The organism is Mycetocola sp. 2940, assembly GCF_040548835.1.
Lineage (GTDB): Bacteria > Actinomycetota > Actinomycetes > Actinomycetales > Microbacteriaceae > Mycetocola_A.
In genome coordinates this window covers 1-24,920 of the sequence record NZ_JBEPSK010000013.1, presented here as the reverse complement: position 1 = coordinate 24,920, position 24,920 = coordinate 1, and the positions used below count along the sequence as shown (strand labels likewise).

At 66.7% G+C, this 24,920-nt stretch carries 20 protein-coding genes and 1 rRNA gene; 18 read left to right on the top strand and 3 right to left on the bottom strand.

The window, feature by feature from the left end:
* Nucleotides 1–52: 52 nt before the first annotated feature.
* The 6 genes from ABIE24_RS14370 to pheT all read left to right on the top strand — a co-directional run bounded on the left by ABIE24_RS14370 (nt 53) and on the right by pheT (nt 7,082).
* Nucleotides 53–880: an amino acid ABC transporter ATP-binding protein gene (locus tag ABIE24_RS14370; RefSeq protein ID WP_354500835.1), complete on the top strand. Its 828-nt coding sequence runs from the start codon at nt 53–55 to the stop codon at nt 878–880.
* A gap of 58 nt (nt 881–938) precedes the next feature.
* A complete protein-coding gene (locus ABIE24_RS14365) occupies nt 939–1,838 on the top strand; it encodes a glutamate ABC transporter substrate-binding protein (RefSeq protein ID WP_354500833.1) in 900 nt (299 codons plus the stop codon).
* 84 nt (nt 1,839–1,922) lie between these two features.
* A complete protein-coding gene (locus ABIE24_RS14360) occupies nt 1,923–2,570 on the top strand; it encodes an amino acid ABC transporter permease (RefSeq protein WP_354500831.1) in 648 nt (215 codons plus the stop codon).
* Complete coding sequence (locus ABIE24_RS14355; RefSeq protein ID WP_354500829.1) at nt 2,567–3,478, top strand: amino acid ABC transporter permease; 912 nt, start codon at nt 2,567–2,569, stop codon at nt 3,476–3,478. The genes ABIE24_RS14360 and ABIE24_RS14355 overlap by 4 nt, the downstream gene beginning before the upstream one ends.
* Before the next feature lie 42 nt (nt 3,479–3,520).
* Nucleotides 3,521–4,561 (top strand): phenylalanine--tRNA ligase subunit alpha, encoded by a 1,041-nt coding sequence (gene pheS / locus ABIE24_RS14350; protein WP_354500827.1) that lies wholly within the window; start codon nt 3,521–3,523, stop codon nt 4,559–4,561.
* A gap of 1 nt (nt 4,562) precedes the next feature.
* Entirely contained in the window at nt 4,563–7,082 is a 2,520-nt protein-coding gene (pheT, locus tag ABIE24_RS14345) for a phenylalanine--tRNA ligase subunit beta (protein WP_354500825.1), read from the top strand.
* Nucleotides 7,083–7,519: 437 nt separating this feature from the next.
* Here the strand turns inward: pheT and ABIE24_RS14340 are convergent, their stop codons facing one another.
* Complete coding sequence (locus ABIE24_RS14340) at nt 7,520–9,034, bottom strand: SDR family NAD(P)-dependent oxidoreductase (RefSeq protein WP_354500823.1); 1,515 nt, start codon at nt 9,032–9,034, stop codon at nt 7,520–7,522.
* Nucleotides 9,035–9,098: 64 nt separating this feature from the next.
* Between ABIE24_RS14340 and pnuC the strand changes: the two genes are divergently transcribed.
* The 10 genes from pnuC to ABIE24_RS14290 all read left to right on the top strand — a co-directional run bounded on the left by pnuC (nt 9,099) and on the right by ABIE24_RS14290 (nt 21,211).
* Nucleotides 9,099–9,788 carry a nicotinamide riboside transporter PnuC gene (gene pnuC, locus ABIE24_RS14335; protein WP_354500821.1) on the top strand — a complete coding sequence of 230 codons (690 nt, stop codon included), beginning with the start codon at nt 9,099–9,101 and terminating at the stop codon, nt 9,786–9,788.
* Between the two features lie 158 nt (nt 9,789–9,946).
* On the top strand, nt 9,947–12,472 hold the full coding sequence (locus tag ABIE24_RS14330; RefSeq protein WP_354500820.1) for a DEAD/DEAH box helicase: 2,526 nt from the start codon (nt 9,947–9,949) through the stop codon (nt 12,470–12,472).
* 214 nt (nt 12,473–12,686) lie between these two features.
* Entirely contained in the window at nt 12,687–13,730 is a 1,044-nt protein-coding gene (gene argC / locus ABIE24_RS14325; protein WP_354500818.1) for an N-acetyl-gamma-glutamyl-phosphate reductase, read from the top strand.
* On the top strand, nt 13,727–14,878 hold the full coding sequence (gene argJ, locus ABIE24_RS14320; RefSeq protein ID WP_354500816.1) for a bifunctional glutamate N-acetyltransferase/amino-acid acetyltransferase ArgJ: 1,152 nt from the start codon (nt 13,727–13,729) through the stop codon (nt 14,876–14,878). Before argC ends, argJ begins: the two co-directional genes overlap by 4 nt.
* A 3-nt stretch (nt 14,879–14,881) precedes the next feature.
* Entirely contained in the window at nt 14,882–15,787 is a 906-nt protein-coding gene (gene argB / locus ABIE24_RS14315; RefSeq protein ID WP_354500814.1) for an acetylglutamate kinase, read from the top strand.
* Complete coding sequence (locus ABIE24_RS14310) at nt 15,784–16,992, top strand: acetylornithine transaminase (RefSeq protein ID WP_354500812.1); 1,209 nt, start codon at nt 15,784–15,786, stop codon at nt 16,990–16,992. Before argB ends, ABIE24_RS14310 begins: the two co-directional genes overlap by 4 nt.
* On the top strand, nt 16,989–17,912 hold the full coding sequence (gene argF, locus ABIE24_RS14305) for an ornithine carbamoyltransferase (RefSeq protein ID WP_354500810.1): 924 nt from the start codon (nt 16,989–16,991) through the stop codon (nt 17,910–17,912). The genes ABIE24_RS14310 and argF overlap by 4 nt, the downstream gene beginning before the upstream one ends.
* A 62-nt stretch (nt 17,913–17,974) precedes the next feature.
* Complete coding sequence (locus ABIE24_RS14300; protein WP_354500808.1) at nt 17,975–19,174, top strand: argininosuccinate synthase; 1,200 nt, start codon at nt 17,975–17,977, stop codon at nt 19,172–19,174.
* 3 nt (nt 19,175–19,177) lie between these two features.
* Nucleotides 19,178–20,614, top strand: coding sequence for an argininosuccinate lyase (gene argH, locus ABIE24_RS14295; RefSeq protein ID WP_354500806.1), 1,437 nt, complete (start codon nt 19,178–19,180; stop codon nt 20,612–20,614).
* A 6-nt stretch (nt 20,615–20,620) separates the two neighbouring features.
* Nucleotides 20,621–21,211, top strand: a complete 591-nt coding sequence (locus ABIE24_RS14290) for a DNA-3-methyladenine glycosylase (RefSeq protein WP_354500804.1) — start codon at nt 20,621–20,623, stop codon at nt 21,209–21,211.
* 331 nt (nt 21,212–21,542) lie between these two features.
* Here the strand turns inward: ABIE24_RS14290 and ABIE24_RS14285 are convergent, their stop codons facing one another.
* Both ABIE24_RS14285 and ABIE24_RS14280 read right to left on the bottom strand, forming a co-directional pair.
* A complete protein-coding gene (locus ABIE24_RS14285; RefSeq protein WP_354500802.1) occupies nt 21,543–22,148 on the bottom strand; it encodes a hypothetical protein in 606 nt (201 codons plus the stop codon).
* Nucleotides 22,149–22,217: 69 nt separating this feature from the next.
* Nucleotides 22,218–22,871 carry a DNA-binding protein gene (locus ABIE24_RS14280; protein WP_354500800.1) on the bottom strand — a complete coding sequence of 218 codons (654 nt, stop codon included), beginning with the start codon at nt 22,869–22,871 and terminating at the stop codon, nt 22,218–22,220.
* Between the two features lie 133 nt (nt 22,872–23,004).
* Here ABIE24_RS14280 and tyrS point away from each other — a divergent pair, with 133 nt between their 5' ends.
* Nucleotides 23,005–24,300 (top strand): tyrosine--tRNA ligase, encoded by a 1,296-nt coding sequence (gene tyrS, locus ABIE24_RS14275; protein ID WP_354500798.1) that lies wholly within the window; start codon nt 23,005–23,007, stop codon nt 24,298–24,300.
* 536 nt (nt 24,301–24,836) lie between these two features.
* Nucleotides 24,837–24,920, top strand: a 16S ribosomal RNA gene (locus tag ABIE24_RS14270); the annotation flags it as partial.

Genomic DNA, 24,920 nt, shown 5'->3' with positions numbered 1-24,920 from the left:
GGCAACTCCGGCGATATGCGCGCGAAACACGTCGTCCCCTACGTTGTATTCCATGGAGTCGAACGAGCACGAAGCACCGTCGGCCGCGCAGCGCAAGCGCGCCAGGTATGAGACGACCAGCAACCCGATCGTCGCGGGCGTGGGGGAGCCCCTCGTGGTCGTGGAAGGTGTGGAGAAATACTTCGGCGACTTCCAGGCCCTGAAGAACATCAACCTCACGGTCACGAAGGGTGAGGTCGTCGTCGTCATCGGCCCGTCAGGTTCCGGCAAGTCGACGCTGTGCCGCACGATCAACCGGCTGGAGACGATCAGCTCAGGCGAGATCCGAATCGACGGCAAGAAGCTTCCCGAAGAGGGCAAGGAGCTTGCCGCCCTTCGCGCGGACGTCGGCATGGTCTTCCAGTCGTTCAACCTGTTCGCGCACAAGACCATCCTGCAGAATGTCACACTCGGACCGATCAAAGTCCGCGGAACGAGCAAGGCGGAGGCCGAAAAGGCCGCGATGGTCCTGCTCGAACGTGTGGGCGTCGAAGCGCAGGCGAACAAGATGCCCGCGCAGCTTTCCGGCGGGCAGCAGCAGCGCGTCGCCATCGCGCGCGCACTGGCGATGAAGCCCAAGGTCATGCTCTTCGACGAGCCGACCAGCGCGCTCGACCCCGAGATGATCAACGAAGTCCTCGACGTCATGATCCAGCTCGCGTCCGAGGGCATGACCATGGTCGTCGTCACCCACGAAATGGGCTTCGCACGCAAAGCCGCCGACCGGGTCGTCTTCATGGCCGACGGCGAAATCGTTGAAGAGGCGACGCCTGAGGAGTTCTTCTCAGCGCCGAAGAGTAGCCGCGCAAAGGACTTCCTGTCGAAGTTGCTTTCGCACTAAGACCTGCACCAGCAGACCGAGGGTCCGGCCCGCCGGCCCTCACCGAGAAAGGAAGAACATGAAGAAGAGACTGACGCTTCTCGCAGCCACAGCTGCAGCTGCACTCGTTCTGACCGGATGTGCCGGCGGCGGTGGCGACACCGGAGCCGAAGCGCCTGCCGAAGAGGAGACCAGCGGCGAACTCTTCGAGGTGGCGTCGGACGTTGACCTCGAAGGCAGCCCGACCTTCGACGCGATGACCGAACGTGGCACCGTCAAAGTCGGTGTGAAGGAAGACCAGCCCGGCCTGGGCTACCTCGACGCCGCAACCGGTGAGCGCACCGGCTTCGACATCGAGATCGCCACGTGGATCGCGGCATCCCTCGGCTTCGCCGAAGACGACATCGAGTTCGTCGCCATCCCGAGCGCCAACCGTGAAGCGGCGATCGTGAACGGCGACATCGACTATTACGTCGGCACGTACTCGATCACCGACAAGCGCAAAGAGCAGATCGACTTCGCCGGTCCGTACTTCATCACCGGCCAGGGCATCCTGGTCGCTGCTGACAACGACGAGATCAAGAGCGAAGCCGACCTCGCAGGCACCACCGTCTGCTCTGCGACCGGCTCGACCCCGATCCAGAACATCAAGACCAACTACCCCGACACCAACACTGAGGAATTCGAGACGTACTCACAGTGCGTCGAGGCCCTCAACGACGGCTCGGTGGATGCTGTCACGACGGACGAGGCCATCCTCATCGGTTACGCGGCGCAGGACCCCGACAACCTCAAGGTCGTCGGTGAGCCGTTCACCGAGGAGCGTTACGGTGTTGGCCTGCCGAAGGGTGACGACGCTCTCCGCGCCTTCATCAACGACATGTTCACCGAAGGTGGCGACGTCTGGCAGGGCATCTACGACGAGACCCTGGGCCTGTCCGGCACCGACGTCGAACAGCCCGAGGTCGACGCCTACTAAACCCGCGATCCGGGGGCGGGAGAGCCGCCCCCGGGACCGCATTTTTCGACAATCAACTGACACAGGGAAGAAGGTGGGACCCAGGTGGATACCCTGATCAACAATCTCGACCTTTTCATCTCGGGATTCCGCAACACGCTGATCCTGTTCTTCTTCTCGGCGATCTTCGCTCTCGTGATCGGCACGGTGGTCGGCGCCATGCGCGTCGCCCCCGTGCCGATCATGCGGGGCGTCGGCACCGTCTACGTCAACCTCATCCGCAATACCCCGCTGACGCTGCTGATGTTCTTCTTCGCGTTCGGCTACCCCAAACTCAACCTGCCGAACCCTGGCTACACGGTCCTGGCGATCATCGCCCTGAGCATCTACACCGCGACCTATGTCGCCGAAGTGCTGCGGTCCGGGTTCAACACGGTTCCCGTCGGCCAGGCGGAAGCCGCCCGTGCCATCGGCCTCCCATTCGGCCCCACCATGTCCCTCGTGATCATGCCCCAGGCGTTCCGCGCGGTCATCCCGCCGATGATGAGCGTCTTCATCGCGCTGCTCAAAAACACCACCGTCGCCGCCGGGTTCTCCGTCGCTGAAGCGGGAACCATCCGGGCAAACCTGTCCGAGCGCGGCGAGCCGGCCATCGTTGTGCTGCTCTGGGTCGCCCTGATTTTCGTCCTCCTCGTTGGGCTCCTGTCCTGGCTCCAGCGCTATCTTGAACGTCGATGGAGGGTCCTCCGATGAGCAGCGTTCTGTACGACGCCCCCGGCCCGCGCGCCATTCGCCGCCACCTGATCCTCGGTGTCCTCACCGTCCTCGTCATCGCCGCCGCACTGGGTTTCGTCATCTACCAGCTCGCGCAGACCGGGCAATTCTCCGCCGAGAAGTGGCGGCTCTTCGGCTTCCCGCTCGTGCAGCAGAAGGTGCTCGAAGCTCTGGCCGCGACGCTCACCGCGTTCGGCCTGGCCGCCGTCCTCAGCCTTGTGCTCGGTTTCATCCTCGCGATCGGACGCCTGTCACAGCATGCGTGGATCCGCGTCCCGGTGACCTGGTTCATCGAACTGTTCCGCGCCATCCCGGTCCTGATCCTCATGATGATCATGTATTACGGCCTTCCGCCGCTCGGTGTCACCTTCGTCACCCCACTCGTCGCCGTGGTCACCGGGCTCACGCTCTACAACGGCTCCGTGCTCGCCGAGATCTTCCGCGCCGGTGTCGAGTCGCTCCCCAGCGGTCAGAAAGAGGCAGGCTACGCCCTGGGGCTCCGCAAGAGCGGTGTCATGTCGCTCATCCTCTTCCCGCAGGCGATCCGGGCCATGATGCCGGTCATCATCTCGCAGCTGGTGGTCGTCCTGAAGGACACCGCGCTCGGCTTCATCGTCACCTTCCAGGAACTGCTCTACCTCGCGAAGTTCTACGGGGCACAGGTGACCTACGGGTCGCCGATCATCCCGGCGACGATCCTCTTCGGAACGATCTACATCCTCCTCTGCCTCATCCTCGCCGGTATCGCCAAATGGGTCGAAATCCGCACGCGGCGCAGCCCGAAGATCGCCAAGCCGACCAAGGGCGGTGGAGGGAAGCCGGTGGAAACATCGACCGCGCCGTTCGTCGGGCAGCAGATGGACCAGGGCGCAGCGCCCATCCAGTAGCGCTGCAGAAGGCACCTGCGTCACTCGGTAGACTTGTGACCCGTGTCCGACTCTCCCGAAATTTCCGAATCCACCGTTACCGCCGCGGTCGACGCGGCGCTCAAGGCAATAGCCGCGGCTGCCGACTCCTCCGCCCTCAAGCAGGTGCGGACCGAGCACACCGGAGAGTCGTCGCCCCTCGCGAAGCTCAACGGTGCTCTGCGCTCTGTCGCACCAGAACTGAAAGCTCCGCTCGGCAAGCTCGTCGGCCAGGCCCGCGGTCGTGTCAACGCCGCCTTCGCCGCCCGCGAGCAAGAGATCGTCGAGGTGGAGAACGCCGCGCAGCTCGCCGCTGAGACGGTCGACGTGACCGCGATCGCCAGTCGCTACCGGGCCGGCGCGCGGCATCCGCTCACCCTGCTCCAGGACCGGGTCAGCGAGATCTTCGTCGGCATGGGCTGGGAGATCGCCGAAGGCCCCGAGGTCGAGAGTGAATGGTTCAACTTCGATGCCCTCAACTTCGACGCCGACCACCCGGCGCGGGCCATGCAGGACACGTTCTTCATCGACCCGCCCGAGTCGCACCTCGTGCTACGGACGCACACCTCGCCGGTGCAGGTCAGGTCGCTGCTCGACCGGGAACTCCCTGTCTACGTTCTCGCACCGGGTCGGGTGTACCGCACCGACGAGTTCGACGCGACGCACCTGCCCGTGTTCATGCAGTTCGAAGGCCTCGCGGTCGACAAGGGCCTGACCATGGCGCACCTCAAGGGCACGCTCGACCACTTCGTGAAGTCGATCTTCGGCGACGAGGCGAAGATCCGCCTGCGCCCCAGCTACTTCCCGTTCACGGAGCCGAGCGCCGAGCTCGACTTCTGGCACCCGACGTTCAAGCACGGGCCGCGCTGGATCGAGTGGGGCGGCTGCGGCATGATCAACCCGAACGTGCTCCGCGCCGCCGGGATCGACCCGGACGAGTATTCAGGTTTCGCCTTCGGCATGGGAATCGAGCGCGGCCTGATGCTGCGCAACGACGTCCAGGACATGCGGGAGATGGTTGAGGGCGACGTGCGCTTCTCACAGCAGTTTGGAATGGTGGTTTAGCATGCGGGTGCCCCTGAGTTGGCTCGCCGAATACGTTGATCTCGCACCGGGATCCACGACCGAGGACGTCCACGCCGCCCTGGTGAAGGTCGGGCTCGAAGAAGAAGACGTGCACACCTTCGACGTGACCGGCCCCGTCGTCGTCGGCGAGGTGCTCGAGTTCGTCGAGGAACCGCAGTCGAACGGCAAGACCATCCGCTGGTGCCAGGTCCGCGTCGCGCCCGACGGTGAACTCGCCGCCGACGGCGGCCCGGCCATCCACGGGGTCGTCTGCGGTGCCGACAACTTCTTCGTCGGCGACAAAGTCGTCGTGACCCTGCCCGGCGCCGTGCTGCCCGGCCCGTTCCCGATCGCGGCGCGCAAGACCTACGGCCACGTCTCCGACGGCATGATCGCCTCCACGCGCGAGCTCGGCCTCGGCGACGAGCACGACGGCATCCTGCGCCTGTCGACGCTCGGCGTCGATGCTGAAGTCGGGACGGATGCCATCGCGCTGCTCGGCCTGGACGACGCGGCCGTCGAGATCAACGTCACTCCCGACCGCGGCTACGCCTTCTCCATCCGTGGTGTCGCCCGCGAGTACTCGCACGCGACCGGCGCTGCGTTCCGGGACCCCGCCACCCGACCCGAGCTCGAGACGCCCGTGGGCGACGGCTATCCCGTCGCTATCGACGACGTTGCACCGATCCGCGGCCGCCAGGGCGCCAGCGTCTTCGCGACCCGCATCGTGAGGGGAGTCGACGCCACCCGTCCGACACCACCGTGGATGGTGTCGCGACTCAAGCTCGCCGGCATCCGGTCGATCTCGCTGCTGGTCGACATCACCAACTACGTGATGCTCGAACTGGGCCAGCCGATCCACGGCTACGACCTCGACGCCCTCACCGGCGGCATCGTCGTGCGCCGTGCCGTTGCGACCGAAACGCTCGAGACGCTCGACGGGCAGAAACGCACCCTCGACCTCGAAGACCTGCTCATCACCGACGGGTCAGGGGCCATCGGCCTCGCCGGCGTCATGGGCGGTGCGCGCACCGAGATGGGCGCAACGACCACCAACGTTCTCATCGAGGCCGCGAACTTCGACCCCGTGTCGATCGCCCGCACCGCCCGCAGGCACAAGCTGCCGAGCGAGGCATCGCGCCGGTTCGAGCGCGGCGTCGACCCGCGCATCGCCGTCGCCTCGGCCTCGCGCGTCGCCGAGCTCATGGTCTCGCTCGCAGGTGGAACCGCGGATGCCGTCGCCGGCGTCGTCGGGGAACCCGCGGAGCCCGACGCGATCCGGCTCCCCAGCGGGTACGTCTCCGGGTTGATCGGCGTCGACTACACCGACGCCGAGATCCGCGACTCGCTGGAGGAGATCGGCGCGACCGTCGCCGACGCTGACGGCGGCTTGCTCGTCAGCCCGCCGAGCTGGCGCCCCGATCTGACCGACAAATCTGACCTCGCCGAAGAGGTCGCTCGCATTGTGGGCTACGACCGGATCCCGTCCGTCCTCCCGGTCGCACCGGCCGGGCGCGGGCTGACCCGCTCGCAGCGCATCCGCCGCACCGTCGCTGACACGCTCGCCGCAGCCGGGTCGACCGAGATCCTCGCGTTCCCGTTCCTCGGCGCGGCAGACAACAACCTGTACGGGTCTCCGGTCGAGGGTAAGGTGCCGGCGATCAAGGTCGCCAACGCCCTCGACGCGACCGTTCCGTACCTGCGCACGACGCTGCTTCCCGGGCTCATCGCGGCCGCGAAGCACAACCTGTCCCGCGGGCTGACCGACCTGTCGCTGTTCGAGGTCGGGCTTGTCTTCACCCCGGAGGCAGGCCGCAGTTACGGTCAGGCTTCGCTGCCCTCCGGCGTCGCCCTGCCGAGCGACGAGCAACTCGCGGAGCTCAACGCGGGCATTCCGCCGCAGCCGCGTCACGTCGGCGTGCTCATTCTCGGCAACGCCGTGCCGAAACAGCCGGGCCAGAGTGCTGTTCCGTCCGGCATTGCGGATGCTCTCGCCGCCGTCGCCCAGATCGGCCTCGCGACCGGCGCCACGATCGACGTCGTGCAGGGCAGCCACAAGGCCATGCACCCCGGCCGCACGGCCGAGCTGCGGGTGGGCGACCGGTCGATCGGGTACGCCGGCGAACTGCTGCCGCAGCTCGCGCTCGACTCCGACCTGCCGCGCGTCGTCGCTGTCGTCGAACTCGACCTTGATGCGCTGCTCGAGTCGACCGACCCGTCGTTCACTGCCGGGGTGATCGGCACGCTTCCCGCCGCCACCCAGGACCTCTCACTCGTCGTCTCGGTGGACGCGCCTGCCGCTGCCGTGGGCGCGGCGGTCCGTGAGGGTGCCGGGTCGCTGCTCGAGGACATCCGCCTGGTCGATGACTACCGCGGGCTCGGAGACGGCACCAAGAGCCTGACCTTCGCGCTGCGCTTCCGGGCGCCGGACCGCACGCTCACGGCGGCGGAGGCCTCAGAGGCCAAGCTCGCCGGCTCCGCGCTGGCGGCGGAGCGCTTCGGGGCGCACATCCGCGACTGAGCCGCGCACAACTCCGCCACACCGACGGCCCGGCCCCCCTGCAGAGGGGTTCCGGGCCGTTTCGGTCCTGTTCAGGCGGAGCTGTGCGCGGGATGGGGCGTGCAGGGTCTCCTGAAGTGCGCGGGGGCATCCGCGACCGATCGGCGCATAACTCCGCCAAACCGACGGCCGGGAGCCCCTGCAGGGGATTTCCGGGCCGATCCGGTCGCGTTCTGGCGGAGTTGTGCGCACTCGGCGGCGCCGAGTGCGCAGGAGTTCAGCTGCGAGCTCCGGCGCCGAGTACGCAGGAGTTCACCTGCGAGCTTTACACAACGGTTGAGGTGCGTGCTCTGGGCGTAACTCCGCCAGACCCACCGGGTTGAGCCCTTGCAGAAGGGTTCAGGACCGGTTCGGTGGTGTCCAGGTGGAGTTATGCGCGCACCGGCGCAGGACGTGGGTCACCAGGCGCCGGGCTGATAGTCCTTGAGGAAGCAGCCGTACAGGTCTTCGCCGGCCTCGCCGCGCACGATCGGGTCGTACACCCGGGCAGCGCCGTCGACGAGGTCGAGCGGGGCGTGGAAGCCCTCCTCCGCCAGCCGCACCTTGGTCGGGTGCGGGCGCTCGTCGGTGATCCAGCCGGTGTCGACGGCGGTCATCAGGATGCCGTCCTTCTCGAGCATCTCGCCCGCGCTCGTGCGGGTGAGCATGTTGAGCGCGGCCTTCGCCATGTTCGTGTGCGGGTGCCCGGGCCCCTTGTACCGGCGCGAGAACTGGCCCTCCATCGCCGACACGTTCACCACATACTTGCGGTGAGCGGCCGATGCCGCCATCGACGGCCGCAGCCGGCTGATCAGCAGAAACGGCGCCGTCGTGTTGCAGAGTTGAACTTCGAGCATCTCGAGCGGGTCGACGTGCTCGACGTTCTGCACCCAGCTGTTCGACATCTGCAGGTCGGGCACGAGCCCGCCGGCGTCGATGGCCGTGCCGTCGGCGTGCTTCTCGAGCGACGATGAGCCCGGTGCCATGGCCAGGTTTGCCAGGTCCGCCGCGGTCAGCGCCGGAGCACCTGCCTCGGCGACCGTTCCGGCCAGCGACGCAACAGAGAGCAGCGGATGCGCCGCCACCGATGCCGACAACGCCTCCGGGTGCTGGTCGGCGGTGTGGCCGAACGTCTCCATCTCGGGGAGTGGGCCGTCCGGCAGCGGCTGCAGTTCGGCATCCGCCAGCAGCGAATACGAACCGGGGGAGCGCCGCACCGTCTGGGCCGCGTTGTTGATGAGGATGTCGAGCGGACCCTGGGCGGCGACCGAGTCGGCCAGCCCGATCACCTGGGCGGGGTCACGAAGGTCGATGCCCACGACGCGCAGCCGGTGCAGCCAGTCCGCAGAGTCGGGGAGTGACGCGAAACGGCGCACGGCATCCCGCGGGAACCGCGTCGTGATCGTGGTGTGCGCACCGTCGCGCAGCAGTCGGAGGGCGATGTACATGCCGATCTTCGCGCGGCCGCCGGTGAGCAGCGCGCGCTTGCCGCTGAGGTCGGTCCGGGCGTCGCGCTTGCCGTGGCTGAACCGGGCGCAGTCCGGGCAGAGCTGGTGGTAGAACGCATCGACGAGTGTGTACGGCTGCTTGCAGATGTAGCAGTTGCGCGGCTTCAGCAGCTCCCCAGCCGTCGGCGCCTCAATCGTCGTCGCGAGCGGGATGCCGCGGGTCTCGTCGTCGATCCGGTCGGATGCCCCGGTGGCGGTGGCAGCGATGACCGCCTTGTCGGCGTTGGCGACGACGTCGCGCAACTCACGCCGGCGCGTGCGCTTGACGGCTTTGAACATCGCGGCGGTGGCACGGCGGACGGTGATGTAGTCCGGGTGTTCCTCGTCGAGCGTGTTCATCGAGGCGAGGACGCGGAGGGTGGTCTCAAGTTCGGTGGGGTCGATCCCGCCGCCGAGGAAAGCGGGTTCGGATGTGGCGGCGGTCATTCGGGCGATTCTACCGGAGGTCGTATGCCCGAAGCCTGTGTGGCTGAGGTGGAAGGATGGCAGCATGAATCCGATCGAGTGGCTGTTTGACGCGCAACTGGTGATCGCCGGCCAGACGATCCTCTGGCGTGAGGTGATCGGCAACCTCTTCGGCATGGCGAGCGCCGTCGGCGGCATGCGCCGTAAGGTGTGGGCGTGGCCGGTCGGCATCGTCGGCAACGTGCTCTTGCTCACGGTGTTCCTCGGCGCTGTGTTCGGCACCCCGAACCCGGTGAACCTGCTCGGGCAGGCGGGTCGGCAGGTGATGTTCATCATTGTGTCGATCTACGGCTGGGTGCAGTGGTCGCAGAGCCGAAACTCCGCAACGCACACGGCGGTCACACCGCACTGGGCGTCGAACAAGGAGCGGCTTTTCCTTCTGCTCGCATTGTTCGGGGGAACCCTCGTGCTCATCCCGATCTTCCGCGCCCTCGGCTCGTTCGAACCGGTATGGGCGGATGCCTGGATCTTCATGGGCTCCCTCCTCGCCACCTACGGCATGGCAAAGGGCTGGGTCGAGTTCTGGCTGATCTGGATCGCCGTCGACATCGTCGGCGTGCCGTTGCTGATCAGCGCCGGGTACTACGCCTCCGCGGTGCTGTACCTGTTCTACGGCGGCTTCACCCTCGTCGGGTTCTTCATCTGGATGCGGGTGCGCCGCAAGAACGCGCTCACAATCGAGACGGCGTTCCCGGACCCGACGGTGAAGCGCTGACCCACGGCCGCTGGCTGGAACGGACCGAAGCCAAGGGTTGCTGAGAGCCCCTTCGCTTCAGTCGCTTCGCTCCTTCAAGCGAGCGGGGGTGTGAGGCACCCCGCTGGCGGAAGCGGAGTGAAGCCAAGGCCACCACGGGGTGGCATGATCGAAGGACCATGACAGCCCAGCCGAAGCTCGACCCGAATGCCCTCCGCGATCGAATCGGCGAGACCCCCGAACCGGATGCCGTCTACGACGCGTTCTCCGAGTGGGTCACGTCCACCGGCTTGCGGATGTACCCGGCGCAGGACGAGGCGATCATCGAAATCGTGTCGGGGCAGAACCTGATCCTCAGCACCCCGACAGGCACGGGCAAATCACTTGTCGCCGTCGGGGCACACTACGCCGCCCTCGTCGCCGGCAAACGCAGCTTCTACACCGCCCCGATCAAGGCCCTCGTCAGCGAGAAGTTCTTCGCCCTCGTCGACATCTTCGGCGCCGAGAACGTCGGCATGATGACCGGCGACTCCTCGGTGAATGCCGACGCGCCGATCATCTGTTGCACGGCGGAGATCCTCGCCAACCTCGCGCTCCGCAACGGAGAAGACACCGAGGTCGACCAGGTCGTCATGGACGAGTTCCACTTCTACGCCGACCCCGAGCGCGGGTGGGCCTGGCAGGTTCCGCTGCTCACCCTGCCCCGGGTGCAGTTCATCCTGCTGTCGGCGACCCTCGGCGACGTGACGGCGCTCGCCGAAGACCTGTCCAGGCGCACCGGCCGCGACACCGCGCTCGTCACCGGCGTCGAACGCCCCGTCCCGCTGAACTTCTACTACGAGACGACGCCGATCCACGAGAGCGTCGACGAACTCCTCACCACCGGGCAGGCGCCGGTCTACGTCGTGCACTTCTCGCAGGCCGCCGCGATGGAGCGCGCCCAGTCGATGTCGAGCATGAAGGTGGCGACCCGGGAACAACGGGATGCCATCGCAGAGCTGATCGGGGAATTCCGCTTCACGACGAGTTTCGGTAAGACCCTGTCGCGACTGATCCGTGCCGGCATCGGCGTGCACCACGCCGGCATGCTGCCGAAATACCGCCGGCTGGTCGAGCAGCTCGCCCAGCGCGGGATGCTCCGGGTCATCTGCGGCACCGACACCCTCGGCGTCGGCATCAACGTGCCGATCCGCACCGTGCTGTTCACCGCCCTGACCAAGTACGACGGCACGAAGATGCGCCAGCTCAAGGCGCGTGAGTTCCACCAGATCGCCGGCCGCGCCGGCCGGGCCGGGTTCGACACCGCCGGCACAGTAGTCGTGCAGGCGCCCGAGCATGAAACCGAGAACCTGAACGCCATCAAGAAGGCCGGCGACGACCCGAAGAAGAAGCGCAAGATCATCCGCAAAAAGGCGCCGGACGGCTTCGTCTCGTGGGGTGAGCCGTCGTTCCAGCGCATCGTCGCCGCGGAACCGGAGACACTCACCTCGAGCATGCAGATCACCTCGGCAATGCTCATCAACGTGATCGGGCGCGGGGGAGACGTCTACAGGCACGTGCACGACCTGGTCTTCGACAACCACGAACCGTGGAACCGCCAACTCGAACTCGCCCGGCGCGCCCTCGGGATCTACCGCACCCTGCGCGAATCCGGCATCGTCGAACAGTCCGCCGACGGCACCATCCGGCTCACCGTCGACCTGCAGCCGAACTTCGCGCTCAATCAGCCGCTGTCGCCGTTCGCGCTCGCCGCCTTCGACCTCCTCGACCCCGAAGACCCCGGCTACGCCCTCGACATGATCTCCATCGTCGAAGCCACGCTCGACAACCCGCGCGCCGTTCTCAGCCAGCAGCAGTTCCTCGCCCGGGGCGAAGCTGTCGCCGCAATGAAGTCCGACGGCATCGAGTACGACGAGCGGATGGAACTGCTCGAGCAGATCACCCACCCGAAACCGCTCGAAGAGCTTCTCACCGTCACCTTCGAGACCTACAGCGCCGCCCAGCCCTGGATCCGCGACTTCGAACTCAACCCGAAGTCGATCGTGCGCGACATGTACGAACGCGCCATGTCGTTCGGCGAATTCATCGCCTTCTACAAGCTCGCCCGCTCCGAAGGCGTCGTCCTCCGCTACCTGTCCGACGCCTACCGCGCCGCCCGCCAGACCATCCCCGACGATGTGAAGACCGAAGATCTCCTCGACCTGATCGAATGGCTCGGCGAACTCGTGCGCCAGGTCGACTCGAGCCTGCTCGACGAGTGGGAGGAGCTCAGCCACCCCGACGCGCAGAAGCACGCGGAGCACGCCCACGAGATCGTGCCGCCTGCCCCGAAGCGTCTCACCGGGAACCCCCGGGCGTTCCGCATCCTCGTCCGCAACGAGCTGTTCCGCCGGGTGCAGCTCGCGGCGCTCGAGGACTACGACGCCCTCGGCGAACTCGATTCGGCGGCCGGGTTCGACGCCGACCGCTGGGCCGACTCCCTCGACGGATACTTCGAGGAGTACGACCAGATCCTCACCGGCCCCGACGCGCGCAGCTCCGCGCTGCTGATTCTCGACGAGAGCGGCCCGGTGTGGACGGCACGCCAGATCCTCGACGACCCGGCCGGCGACCACGACTGGGGTATCAGCGCAACCATCGACCTCGCCGAATCCGACGAGCAGGGGTTCGCGGTCGTCACCGTCACCGGTGTGGATCGGTTGTAACGGCCTCGATTCGCGGATGCCACGGGCAAGCGGCTACAGTCGGACTATGGCCATCTCCGACAGCAGCGTTTCCGCACAGGGTTTCACCCCGTGCGCCCTGCGTCGACGCCGTACCTCCGAGCGACGATAGGCGACGCCAGGCGACCCGTGCGATGCACGATTCCGACAGGCGCCGCCGAGAACCCATCCATCGTTTCCTCAATAAGGTAGAGCCATGTCCTTTTCTGTAGCCGTAGCTGGTGCATCCGGTTACGCCGGGGGAGAGCTGCTGCGATTGCTTGCGGCGCACCCCGACTTCGACATCCGCACGGTGACCGCACATTCCAACGCGGGCCAGCCGCTGGCATCCGTTCAGCCGCACCTGCGTTCCCTCACCCACCTCACCCTCGTCGACACCACGCCCGAGAACCTCGCCGGCCACGACGTCGTCTTCCTGGCTCTGCCGCACGGCAAGTCTGGCGAGGTGACCGCCCAGCTCGCCGAGAACACTCTCGTCGTCGACTGCGGGGCCGACCACCGGCTGACGAGCGAATCCGACTGGGCGTCGTTCTACGGAGGCGACTACTTCGGCGCCTGGGCCTACGGCGTGCCCGAACTGATCGTCGCGGGCGCCAAACAGCGCGACTGGCTCGTCGGCGCGACCCGCATCGCCGCGCCGGGATGCAATGCCAGCACCGTCGCCCTGTCGCTCGCCCCTGGCATCGCTGCGGGCGTGATCGAGTCCACAGACCTCGTCAGCGTCCTCGCCGTCGGCCCGTCCGGGGCAGGCAAGGCGCTCAAAACCAACCTTCTCGCCTCCGAGATCCTCGGCTCGGCCAACCCCTACGCCGTCGGCGGGACCCACCGGCACATCCCTGAGATCGCCCAGGCGCTTCGGGGTGCGGGCGCCGGAGACGTGAGCATCTCATTCACCCCGGTTATCGTCCCGATGTCACGGGGCATCCTCGCCACCTCAACAGCCCGCATCGTGCCGGGCACGACTGCGGATGCTGTCCGCGCGGCCTGGCAGGACGCGTACGGCGACGAGACCTTCGTGCAGCTGCTGCCGGCAGGCGAGTTCCCGCGCACCGCCGATGTGCTCGGCTCGAATTCGATGCTGATGGGGCTCGCCGTCGATGAGGCCGCCGGCCGGGTCGTCATCGTCACCGCCGTCGACAACCTCGCCAAGGGCACCGCCGGTGCCGCCATCCAATCAGCCAATCTCGCCCTCGGGCTCGAGGAATCGACCGGTCTTCCGGTGAACGGAGTCGCACCATGACCGTCACATCAGCTCAGGGTTTCGAAGCGGCGGGCATCGAGATCGGCCTGAAGGCCTCGGGCGGCAAGGACCTCGCGCTCGTCGTGAACCGCGGCCCCCGGCATTCCTCCGCCGCCGTCTTCACCAGCAACCGGTCGAAGGCGAACCCGATTCTCTGGTCGCAGCAGGTCATCGACGACGGCACGGTCAGCGCCATCGTGCTCAATTCGGGCGGCGCGAACTGCTTCACCGGGCCGCAGGGATTCCAGGCCACCCACGCCACGGCCGAGGCGGTTGCAACCGCGCTGAACGTCTCAGCAGGGGATGTGCTCGTCTGCTCCACCGGCCTGATCGGCGAACAACTCGACACCGGCAAGCTCCTCCCCGGCGTCGCCGCAGCGGCCGCGGCCCTCAGCGCCGACGGCGGAACGGATGCCGCCGAAGCGATCCTCACCACAGACAGCCACCCCAAGACGGCCGTATTCGAGGGTAAAGGCTGGACCATCGGCGGCATGGCGAAGGGTGCCGGGATGCTCGCACCCGGACTCGCGACCATGCTCGTCGTGATCACGACCGACGCCAGCCTCGCCTCCGACCAGCTCGACCGCGCCCTTCGTGCCGCGACGCGGATCAGCTTCGACCGGCTCGACTCCGACGGCTGCATGTCGACGAACGACCAGGTGTCGCTGCTCGCCTCCGGTGCCTCCGGCGTCAAACCGAACGCCGACGAATTCGCTGCCGGGTTGCGCGAGATCTGCCTGGATTTGGCCCGCCAGCTCCAGGGGGACGCCGAAGGCGCCGCCCACGACATCACCATCGAGGTCGTCGGAGCGGTCACCGAAGACGACGCCGTCGAAGTGGGCCGCTCGGTCGCCCGGAACAACCTGTTCAAGGCGGCGGTGTTCGGCAACGACCCCAACTGGGGACGGGTGCTCGCCGCAATCGGAACCACCAGGGCACCGTTCGACCCGTACGCGGTTGACGTGAGCATGAACGGCATCCGGGTCTGCTCCGCCGGCGCCCCCGACCAGCCCCGCGACCTGGTCGACCTGACCGAACGCGCTGTGCACGTTCTCATCGACCTCCACGAGGGCCAGCAGTTCGCCACCATCCTCACCAACGACCTCACGCACGATTACGTGCATGAGAACAGCGCGTACTCGAGCTAGACGATGGCTACCGTTCTCCCAGCATCCACCGCCGACGCGATCGCGAAGGCATCCGTCCTCATCGAGGCGCTGCCCTGGCTGCAGCGCTACCACGGGGCCATCGCCGTCGTGAAGTTCGGCGGCAACGCCATGGTCAGCCCGGAACTCACCCGCGCCTTCGCCGAAGACATGGTGTTCCTCCGCCATGCAGGCCTGAAACCCGTCGTCGTACACGGCGGAGGCCCGCAGATCTCCGCCCGCCTCAAGGAACTCGGCATCGCCAGCGAATTCCGCGGCGGCTACCGCGTCACCACGCCTGAGACCATGACCGTCGTCCGCGACGTGCTCCGCGGCGAAGTGAACGCCGAACTGGTCGACGCCATCAACCAGCACGGCGACTTCGCGATCGGGCTGAGCGGCGAGGACTCGTCTCTGTTCACGGGCCGTAAGCGCGGTGCCGAGGTCGACGGCGTAACCCTCGACCTGGGCCTCGTCGGCGACGTCGTCGCGGTCGACCCGCATGCCGTCCACGCCGCGATCGAGGCCGGCCTCATCCCGGTCATCTCGTCGATCGCCCCGGACGGCGATGTGCCCGGGCAGGTCCTCAACGTGAACGCGGACGCCGCGGCATCCGCCCTCGCCGTCGCCCTGAAGGCCGACAAATTCCTCATCCTCACCGACGTGGCCGGTCTGTACAGCGACTGGCCGAACCGCGAGTCCCTCGTCTCCGTCATCACCGCGAACGAACTGCGCGAACTGCTGCCCTCGCTCGAGTCGGGCATGATCCCCAAAATGACCGCGTGCCTCGAGGCTGTCGATGGCGGCGTCTTCAACGCGGCCATCATCGACGGGCGGCTGGAGCATTCCATCCTGCTCGAGGTGTTCACCCAGCAGGGCGTCGGCACCCAGGTAGTAGAGGACGAGTCATGACCGACTGGAACGATGCGGCGAACGCCGACATGATGCAGGTCTTCGGTGCGCCGCAGGCGCTCCTCGTGCGCGGCTCAGGGTGTCTCGTCTGGGACGCCGACGGCACCGAATACCTCGACTTCCTCGGCGGCATCGCCGTCAACGCGCTCGGCCACGCCCACCCGGCCATGGTCGACGCGATCAGCAGCCAGGCTGCTGAGCTCATCCACGTGTCGAACTACTTCGTCACCCCGCCGCAGCTCGAACTGGCCGCGCGGCTCAAACGCCTCACCGGAGCGGGCGAGCACGGGCGCGTCTACTTCTCCAACTCGGGAGCTGAGGCGAACGAGGCGGCGTTCAAGCTGGCCCGCCTCAACAACAGCGGAGGCACCCGCACCCGGATTCTCGCGTTGAACGGATCGTTCCACGGCCGCACGATGGGCGCGCTCGCGCTCACCGGCAAACCCGCGATCCAGACCCCGTTCTTCCCGCTCCCCGGCGGCGTCACCCACATCGACGCCACGATCGATGCGCTTGAAGCAGAGATCGACGACACCGTTGCCGCCCTGATCGTCGAACCGATCCAGGGCGAATCGGGTGTCGTCGAGTTGCCCGAGGGTTACCTGGCCCGGGCGCGCGAACTCACTGAGCAGCACGGCGCGCTGCTTCTCCTCGACGAGGTCCAGACCGGCGCCGGGCGCACCGGCACCTGGTTCGCGTTCCAGCGCGACGGAATCGTCCCGGATGCGCTCACCCTCGCGAAGGGGATGGGCGGCGGTTTCCCGATCGGCGCCCTCGTCACCTTCGGCGCGGCATCCGACCTGTTCACACCGGGCGCGCACGGAAGTACCTTCAGCGGCAACCCTCTCGGCACGGCAACGGCCAACGCCGTCCTCGGCGAGATCGAGCACGCCGGGCTGGTCGAGAACGCGAGGGTGCGCGGCGAGCAAATCCGGAGCCTTGTGCTCGGCATCGGTTCGCCGCTTGTCACTGAAGTGCGGGGCCGCGGGCTCCTTCTCGGTATCGGGCTTGCCGAACCGGTGGCGAACGAGCTCGTCCGCGCCGCCCTCTCGGCGGGACTGATCATCAACGCCCCGAACCCGACCACCATCCGCCTCGCCCCGCCGCTCATCGTCGGCGACGACGAGCTGCGCCTCTTCGACGAGCGGTTCCGGGCTGCGCTCGGAACCGTCGCCGCAGGCATCCCGAACGAAGGAACACCGTGACCAGACACTTCCTGCGCGACGACGACCTCAGCCCGGCCGAGCAGTCCGAGATCCTCGACCTGGCGATCGAGATGAAGAAGGACCGCTTCGGCCGTCGCCCCCTGGAGGGCCCGCAGACGGTCGCCGTCATCTTCGACAAGTCCTCGACGCGGACCCGGGTCTCGTTCGCGGTCGGCATCGCCGACCTCGGCGGTGTGCCGCTGATCATCTCCACGGCCTCAAGCCAGCTCGGCGGCAAGGAGACCGCGGCTGACACCGCCCGGGTGCTCGAACGCCAGGTCGCCGCCATCGTCTGGCGCACCTACGGCCAGGCGGGGCTCGAGGAGATGGCGCAGGGTACGACCGTTCCCGTCGTCAACGCCCTCTCCGACGACTTCCACCCGTGCCAGTTGCTCGCCGATCTGCTTACCATTCGTGAGCACAAGGGCGCGCTGGCCGGGCTCACCCTGACGTTCGTCGGCGACGGTGCGTGCAACATGGCCCAGTCGTACCTGCTCGCGGGGGCGATTGCCGGCATGAACGTGCGGATCGCCTCACCCAGGGGCTTCAGCCCGAGCCCCGCCGTGGTCGCCGATGCCACAGCCATCGCCGAGACCACCGGCGGGTCGGTGGCCCTGTTCACCGACGCGCGCGAGGCGGCGATCGCCAGCGACATCCTCGTCACCGACACCTGGGTGTCGATGGGCAAGGAAGAGGAGAAAGCGGCACGCGTCGCGGTGCTGGGCCCGTACCGGGTCGACGCGGCGATGATGGAATTGGCGCACGACGATGCCCTGTTCATGCACTGCCTCCCGGCCGACCGTGGCTTCGAGGTCACGGCCGACGTCATCGACGGACCCCAGTCGATCGTCTGGGACGAGGCGGAGAACCGCCTCCACGCCCAGAAGGCACTGCTCACCTGGCTGCTCGAACGCGCCTAGCGCGATTCGGCACATCCCCCTTTCACTACACTTAAGAACAAGCAATCAAGGAGAAGAACTTCATGGCGGAACGCGTCGTACTCGCATACTCGGGCGGTCTCGATACCTCGGTGGGAATCGGCTGGCTGAAGGATGCCACAGGCAAAGAGGTCGTCGCGCTCGCGATCGACGTCGGCCAGGAGGGCGAGGACATGGAGGTCATCCGGCAGCGTGCGCTCGACTGCGGCGCTGTCGAATCGGTCGTTGTCGACGCCCGTGACGAGTTCGCCAACGACTACCTCATGCCTGCGCTCAAGGCCAACGCGCTGTACCAGAAGCGGTACCCGCTCGTCTCCGCGCTGAGCCGCCCGCTGATCGCGAAGTACCTCGCGTCGACCGCACGCGAACTCGGCGCGAACAGCGTCGCGCACGGTTGCACGGGCAAGGGCAACGACCAGGTTCGGTTTGAGGCGGCGGTCGCCGCACTCGCTCCCGAGCTGACGAGCATCGCTCCGGTTCGTGACCTCGCGCTGACCCGCGACAAGGCCATCATCTACGCGGAGCAGCACAACCTGCCCATCGCGCAGTCGAAGAAGAGCCCGTACTCGATCGACCAGAACGTCTGGGGTCGCGCCGTCGAGACCGGGTTCCTCGAGGACCCGTGGAACGCGCCGATCGAAGACCTCTACACCTACTCGAAGAACCCGGCCGACGCCGGCGCTCCGACCGAGGTCGTCATCACCTTCGACCAGGGTATTCCGGTCGCATATGACGGCAACGCGATCACGCCGCTTGAAGCCGTCGAGCTGATGAACCGCATCGCCGGTGACCAGGGCGTCGGCCGCATCGACATCGTCGAGGACCGCCTCATCGGCATCAAGAGCCGTGAGGTCTACGAGTCGCCCGCGGGCATCGCGCTCATCACCGCGCACGAAGAGCTCGAGAACATGACCATCGAGCGCGACCTCGCCCGCTACAAGCGCACCGTCGAGTCGAAGTGGGCAGAGCTCGTCTACGACGGCCTCTGGTTCTCCGGACTCAAGAAGGCTCTCGACGTGTTCATCGACGAGACCCAGAAGCACGTGTCCGGTGACATCCGCCTCAAGCTCCACGCCGGTACCGCCGTCGTGACCGGCCGCAGGAGCGACTCGAGCCTGTACGACTTCAACCTCGCCACCTACGACACGGGCGACACGTTCGACCAGTCGCTGGCGAAGGGCTTCATCGAGCTGTGGTCGCTGCCGAGCAAGATCTCGGCTCGCCGCGACGCAGGCCAGGAGTAGACGATGTCGGGTGACGACTCGCAGAATCGAGCCGGCGAAGCTGGAGCTCTCTGGGGCGGCCGCTTCGCCAGCGGGCCGTCACCCGAACTTCTCCGCCTGAGCAAGTCGACGCATTTCGACTGGCAGCTGGCGGCATACGACATCGCCGGCTCCCGGGCCCACGCCAAAGCGCTTGCGGCCGCCGGGTACCTCACCGAGACGGAACTCGAGGCGATGCTCGACGCGCTGCACCGTCTGCACGACGACGTGGCATCCGGTGTCATCACCGCTGCCGAGTCCGATGAAGACGTGCACTCGGCGCTCGAGCGGGAGCTGATCGAGCGTGCCGGCCCCGAGCTCGGCGGCAAGCTTCGCGCCGGGCGCAGCCGCAACGACCAGATCGCCACGCTCGTGCGGCTTTATCTGCTCGACCACTCCCGGTTGATCGGGCACATGGTCGTTCAGCTCATCGACGCGATTGCCTCGCAGGCCGAAGCACACGGCGACGCTCCGATGCCGGGCCGCACCCACCTGCAGCACGCCCAGCCCGTTCTGCTCGCCCACCACCTGATGGCGCACGCGTGGCCGCTCGTCCGCGACCTCGAGCGGCTCGCCGACTGGACGAAACGCGCGTCGACATCCCCGTATGGGTCCGGTGCGCTCGCCGGAAGCTCGCTGGGACTCGACCCGCAGCTCGTGGCATCCGAACTGGGACTCGACCGGCCGACCGAGAACTCGATCGACGCGACCGCCAGTCGCGACGTCGTCGCTGAGTTCGCGTTCGTGACGGCGCTGATCGGCATCAACCTGTCGCGTTTCGCCGAGGAAATCATCATCTGGAACACGCGGGAATTCGACTTCGTCACCCTCGACGACGGCTATTCGACCGGGTCGAGCATCATGCCGCAGAAGAAGAACCCTGACATCGCCGAGCTTGCCCGCGGCAAGTCCGGCCGGCTGATCGGCAACCTCAGCGGGCTCCTGGCGACGCTCAAGGGACTGCCGCTCGCGTATAACCGCGACCTGCAGGAAGACAAAGAGCCCGTTTTCGACACCGTCGAACAGCTCGAAGTGCTGCTGCCGGCGTTCACCGGGATGGTCGCCACCCTGCGTTTCAACACCGACCGGATGGCACAACTCGCGCCACAGGGGTTCTCGCTCGCCACCGACGTGGCCGAGTGGCTGGTCAAGCAGGGCGTCGCCTTCCGGGATGCCCACGAGATTTCAGGTGAACTCGTGCAGTTCTGCGAGGATCGCGGCCTCGAGCTGCACGAGCCGTCGGATGAGGACCTCGCGCGCCTGTCGCCGCACCTCACCCCCGCCGTTCGGGACGTTCTCACGGTCGCCGGCTCGATCAGCTCGCGCACCGGCGCCGGCGGGACGGCACCCGACCGGGTCGCCGAGCAGCGCCTGGCGCTGACCGAACGCGTGCGGCTGCTGTCCCTGGCTCTGCGCGCCTGATTCGCCGTGCTCGACCGTGCGTTTTTCGAGCGACCGTCGCTCGAGGTCGCCCCGGAATTGCTCGGCACCATCTTCCGTCACGAGACGGATGCCGGAACGGTCGCTGTGCGCATCACCGAAGTCGAAGCGTATGTCGGGCAAGGCATCGACCCCGGATCGCATGCGTTCCGGGGCAAGACGCAACGTAACGCGAGCATGTTCGGTGAGGCCGGGCACCTCTACTGCTATTTCACCTACGGGATGCATGTCTGCGCCAACATGGTCTGCTCGCCGGACGGAGTGGCATCCGGGGTTCTGATCCGGGCGGGCGAGATCGTGGAGGGAGTCGAGCTTGCTCGCGCCCGCCGGACGACCTCGCGGTCAGACAAGGATCTCGCCCAGGGTCCGGCCCGGCTGACCGTTGCGCTCGGGATCGCCCTCACCGACGACGGGAGCGACCTGTTCGCCCCGCCGTTCTCGCTGGAGCGGAGCGCGGCATCCGTCGACCACCGAACGGGCCCACGGACGGGGCTGTTCGGGGGAGCGGAGCTGCCCTGGCGATTCTGGATCCCGGGCGAGCCCTCGGTGTCGCCCTACAAGAAGCATCCGAAGGCCTGAGCGCCCACTGACCCAATCGAGATTGCAGTAGTGGCCCTAAAAGCAGGAGCCCTTGGAGCCATTACTGCCATCTCGGTCAGTCGCGCCTCACACCCGGGCTGTGAATCGCCACGAATTGTTGCTCCCGAAGTGTTCGGGCGGCAAAGTTCGGCAATTCGAGCCCTGCAACGACAAAATGTGGCAGATCGGGCGTGAGACCAACGGTTTTGCGGCACCGGCCTCTTCCCAGCCATTCGAGGGACGCAAAACGCTCCTGAATAACAGCAGTTTGCGTCCCTCGAAGTCGTAAACGATTGGATGCCGCCACCCGAGACGCGGGGGGAGGCCCGCCTCAGAGCATCGCGAAGTGGAACAGCGCCGCACTCGACGCGGCCCAGGTCAGGCTCGTGAAGGTGCCGATGATGAAGCGTTCGCGGGCTTCAGCGGCAGCGAGCTCGGTGAACCGGCCGACACCCTTGATGGCGATGATCACCGCGATGGCTTCGGGGAACCCGGCGATGAGGGTGCCGGCGACAGCGAACCGTTCGAGGAAGCCGATCGTTCGCCCGCCGCGCAGTACCTCGTGCTGCTCGCCGGCGTTCGCCCGCAGTGTGCCACCGACGCGGTCCGGCTCGGTCACGATGATGCCGCCGAACAGACCGGGCCGGACGAGACCCCGGGTCGAAAGCTTGAGCACATAGTTCGAGGCGATACCGCCGCCGAGCACGGCGATCGCCATCGCCAGAACCGCGAGGGCGATGCTGACGCCGACGGGCGACTCCGGTGAGGGAATGCCGACGAGCACCAGGTCGACCGCGAGCAGCGCCGCCGCGATCGCAATGATCCGGTTTTTCTTGCGCCAGTGGGCGATGCCGATGGTCGCGAGGCATCCGACCGCGAGCAGTACCACCGCCACCCAGTACAGGGTGATCGGGAGGGCACCGGTGATCGGGCTCACTATCGTCTCCTCAGTGCGTAGTCGGGGCTAGTCGGGGCTGCGTCGGCGCCGCATCGACGAACGGCCGACTCAGCTCGGCCGGGCGCCACCGGTGCTCCCGGATCCGGCCGGGTCTGCGGAACGATTGACCGTGTCGAGTAGCCTAACAAGGGCCTCCGACGACGCCCGTTCGACACGGATGCCCGCGGCCCTGGCCCGCAGACTGGCCGCGCCGGCGGTGATCCCGAGCCGCTCCGCCGACTCCGACTGGGTCAGTCCGGTCGTGAGCAGGTCGTAGAGCTCCCAGCCGCCGTCGGTGCGTCGTTCGCGCAGGACGAGCAGCAGCGAGATCAGCGCTTCAACGTCGACTCCGCGGAGGCCGTCGCCGGTGTCGTCACCGGCCCGGCTGAGTGCGAAACGGGTCTGCGACTTCTTCGCCCGCGTCACGGCATCCCGTGCGGCGAAAAAGGCTTCACCCGTCGCCTCGCGGGTGGCCCGGGGGAGCGGGAGCCGCGCCGGACCGATGCCGACGCCAACGCTCCATGCATCCTCCCGGGTGAGTTCAAGCACGATGGCGAGGGTGTCCTCGGCGCTGGCGGGGAGGATCTGGACTTCGTCCCCGGCTGTGCGATCCGCCGGAAGCAGCAGGGTCGGACCGTTGGGGCCGTTCAGGTCCTCGAGAACGGATGCCGCCCGGTCGGGCTGGTTTCGGCTATCGACCTGGTCAGCGGTGATGACAAACACGGGACCTCCAATGTTTAGGCTTGAGACCTAACTCACTCGATATTAGGTAATAACCTAAACACGGTCAAGGGTGAGGTCACAGGCTCACATCCTCCACGCGGGCCACCGGGAACGCGCTGGTACTGTAGCTTGCGTGTCGCAGCCCTCACTCCAGTCCCAGTCCAATGACCCGTCGTTCGAGGATGTCTGGGAGGAAATCGTCTGGCGCGGCCTCGTCCACGTGTCCACAGACGCAGCCGCGCTGAAGACCCTGCTGTCCGGGCCGCCCATCACCTACTACTGCGGATTCGACCCGACCGCCCCGAGTCTGCACCTGGGAAACCTTGTGCAACTCCTGCTCCTGCGTCGCATCCAGCTGGCCGGCCACAAGCCGCTCGGGCTCGTCGGCGGCTCGACCGGGCTCATCGGCGACCCACGCCCGACCGCTGAGCGAACCCTCAACACTCCCGACACGGTGAAAGAGTGGGTGGGGTACCTGCAGGCCCAGGTCTCGCGATTCCTCGACTTCGAGGGCGACAACGCCGCCCGCCTCGTCAACAACCTGGACTGGACGGCCCCGCTGTCGGCCATCGACTTTCTCCGCGACGTCGGCAAGTACTTCCGTGTCGGCACGATGCTCAAGAAGGATGCCGTCAGCGCACGCCTCAATTCGGATGCCGGCATCAGCTACACCGAGTTCAGCTACCAGATCCTGCAGGGAATGGACTTCCTCGAGCTGTACCGCACCTACGACTGCGTACTCCAGACCGGGGGAAGCGACCAGTGGGGCAACCTCACGAGTGGAACCGACCTCATCCACAAAGCGGAGGGGGTCAGTGCGCACGCGATCGGCACGCCGCTCATCACCAACTCCGACGGGTCCAAGTTCGGCAAGAGCGAGGGCAACGCCGTCTGGCTCGACCCCACGCTGACGAGCCCGTACGCGTTCTACCAGTTCTGGCTCAACTCCGACGACGCAGACGTCATCGCGCGGCTGAAGATCTTCACCTTCCTCACCCGCGCCGAAATCGAGCAGCTCGAACAGGCAGTCGCCACCGAGCCATTCCGCCGTGAAGCTCAGAAGCGCCTGGCCTGGGAAGTCACCGCCCTGGTGCACGGCGCCGAAGCGACGGATGCCGCGATCGCCGCGTCTGCCGCGCTGTTCGGGCAGGGGGAACTGGAGAGCCTCAACGCCGAGACCCTCGCTGCCGCACTTCGCGAACTTCCGAACACGACCGCGGCTCCTGGCATCCTGATCACCCAGCTGCTGGTTGAGACGGGGCTCACCTCGAGCCTCGGCGAAGCACGCCGCGCCATTGCCCAGGGCGGGGTGTACCTCAACAACGTCAAGGTCGCCGATGATTCCGCCGTGCTGGAGAGCATGCTGGCCGGGGGAGTGGCGGTCCTTCGCCGCGGCAAGAAGACTCTCGCCGGCGTCTTCACCGGCTGAGAACGGCGCGACACGCCCGGCCTGCAAGAGCAATTTGCGAGGCATCCGGGATGTGCGTAAAGTAACTACTCGTCACCCCAAAGGTGCGGCAAGCGGAACAGCTAGCCGGCCTCATGCGGGACCAACCCCCACACAAAAAAGCCCCCCGAATTATTCGGATTCCGGTTTTTGTGGGGTTATCCTTTCACAGGATTTCTCTCGTACTCGAGACTCGGACTTCGGTCCGGGAGCGTGTACAACACGAGGGAAAATCGGTGCTAGGCTAGAGAAGTTGCCCTGCGGAGCAGCCCGGAAGGGTGAAAAGCAGGAGCATCCGATCCTTGAGAACTCAACAGCGTGCACAATGTCAAATGCCAAAAACCCGGCGATTCAACCTTTTCTGGTTGGGTTGTTGGATTCCTTTGGAAAACATTTAAACAACAAAGCAAGTCAGTAATGATTTGTTCTGTCAGTTTCAAACTCGCAGTGCTTTCACCTATTCCGGTGGGGTGCTGCAACTAATGTGCCGGCCGCTTCGGTGGCCCGGCAATTAAACATTTACGGAGAGTTTGATCCTGGCTCAGGACGAACGCTGGCGGCGTGCTTAACACATGCAAGTCGAACGATGAACTCCAGCTTGC

What these genes read in the sequence shown, in the direction of transcription:
- ABIE24_RS14370 (WP_354500835.1), top strand. Translation starts at nt 53, where the DNA reads ATGGAGTCGAACGAGCACGAAGCACCGTCGGCCGCGCAGCGCAAGCGC.
- ABIE24_RS14365 (WP_354500833.1), top strand. Translation starts at nt 939, where the DNA reads ATGAAGAAGAGACTGACGCTTCTCGCAGCCACAGCTGCAGCTGCACTC.
- ABIE24_RS14355 (WP_354500829.1), top strand. Translation starts at nt 2,567, where the DNA reads ATGAGCAGCGTTCTGTACGACGCCCCCGGCCCGCGCGCCATTCGCCGC.
- pheT (WP_354500825.1), top strand. Translation starts at nt 4,563, where the DNA reads ATGCGGGTGCCCCTGAGTTGGCTCGCCGAATACGTTGATCTCGCACCG.
- ABIE24_RS14340 (WP_354500823.1), bottom strand. Translation starts at nt 9,034, where the DNA reads ATGACCGCCGCCACATCCGAACCCGCTTTCCTCGGCGGCGGGATCGAC.
- pnuC (WP_354500821.1), top strand. Translation starts at nt 9,099, where the DNA reads ATGAATCCGATCGAGTGGCTGTTTGACGCGCAACTGGTGATCGCCGGC.
- ABIE24_RS14330 (WP_354500820.1), top strand. Translation starts at nt 9,947, where the DNA reads ATGACAGCCCAGCCGAAGCTCGACCCGAATGCCCTCCGCGATCGAATC.
- argC (WP_354500818.1), top strand. Translation starts at nt 12,687, where the DNA reads ATGTCCTTTTCTGTAGCCGTAGCTGGTGCATCCGGTTACGCCGGGGGA.
- argJ (WP_354500816.1), top strand. Translation starts at nt 13,727, where the DNA reads ATGACCGTCACATCAGCTCAGGGTTTCGAAGCGGCGGGCATCGAGATC.
- argB (WP_354500814.1), top strand. Translation starts at nt 14,882, where the DNA reads ATGGCTACCGTTCTCCCAGCATCCACCGCCGACGCGATCGCGAAGGCA.
- ABIE24_RS14310 (WP_354500812.1), top strand. Translation starts at nt 15,784, where the DNA reads ATGACCGACTGGAACGATGCGGCGAACGCCGACATGATGCAGGTCTTC.
- ABIE24_RS14300 (WP_354500808.1), top strand. Translation starts at nt 17,975, where the DNA reads ATGGCGGAACGCGTCGTACTCGCATACTCGGGCGGTCTCGATACCTCG.
- argH (WP_354500806.1), top strand. Translation starts at nt 19,178, where the DNA reads ATGTCGGGTGACGACTCGCAGAATCGAGCCGGCGAAGCTGGAGCTCTC.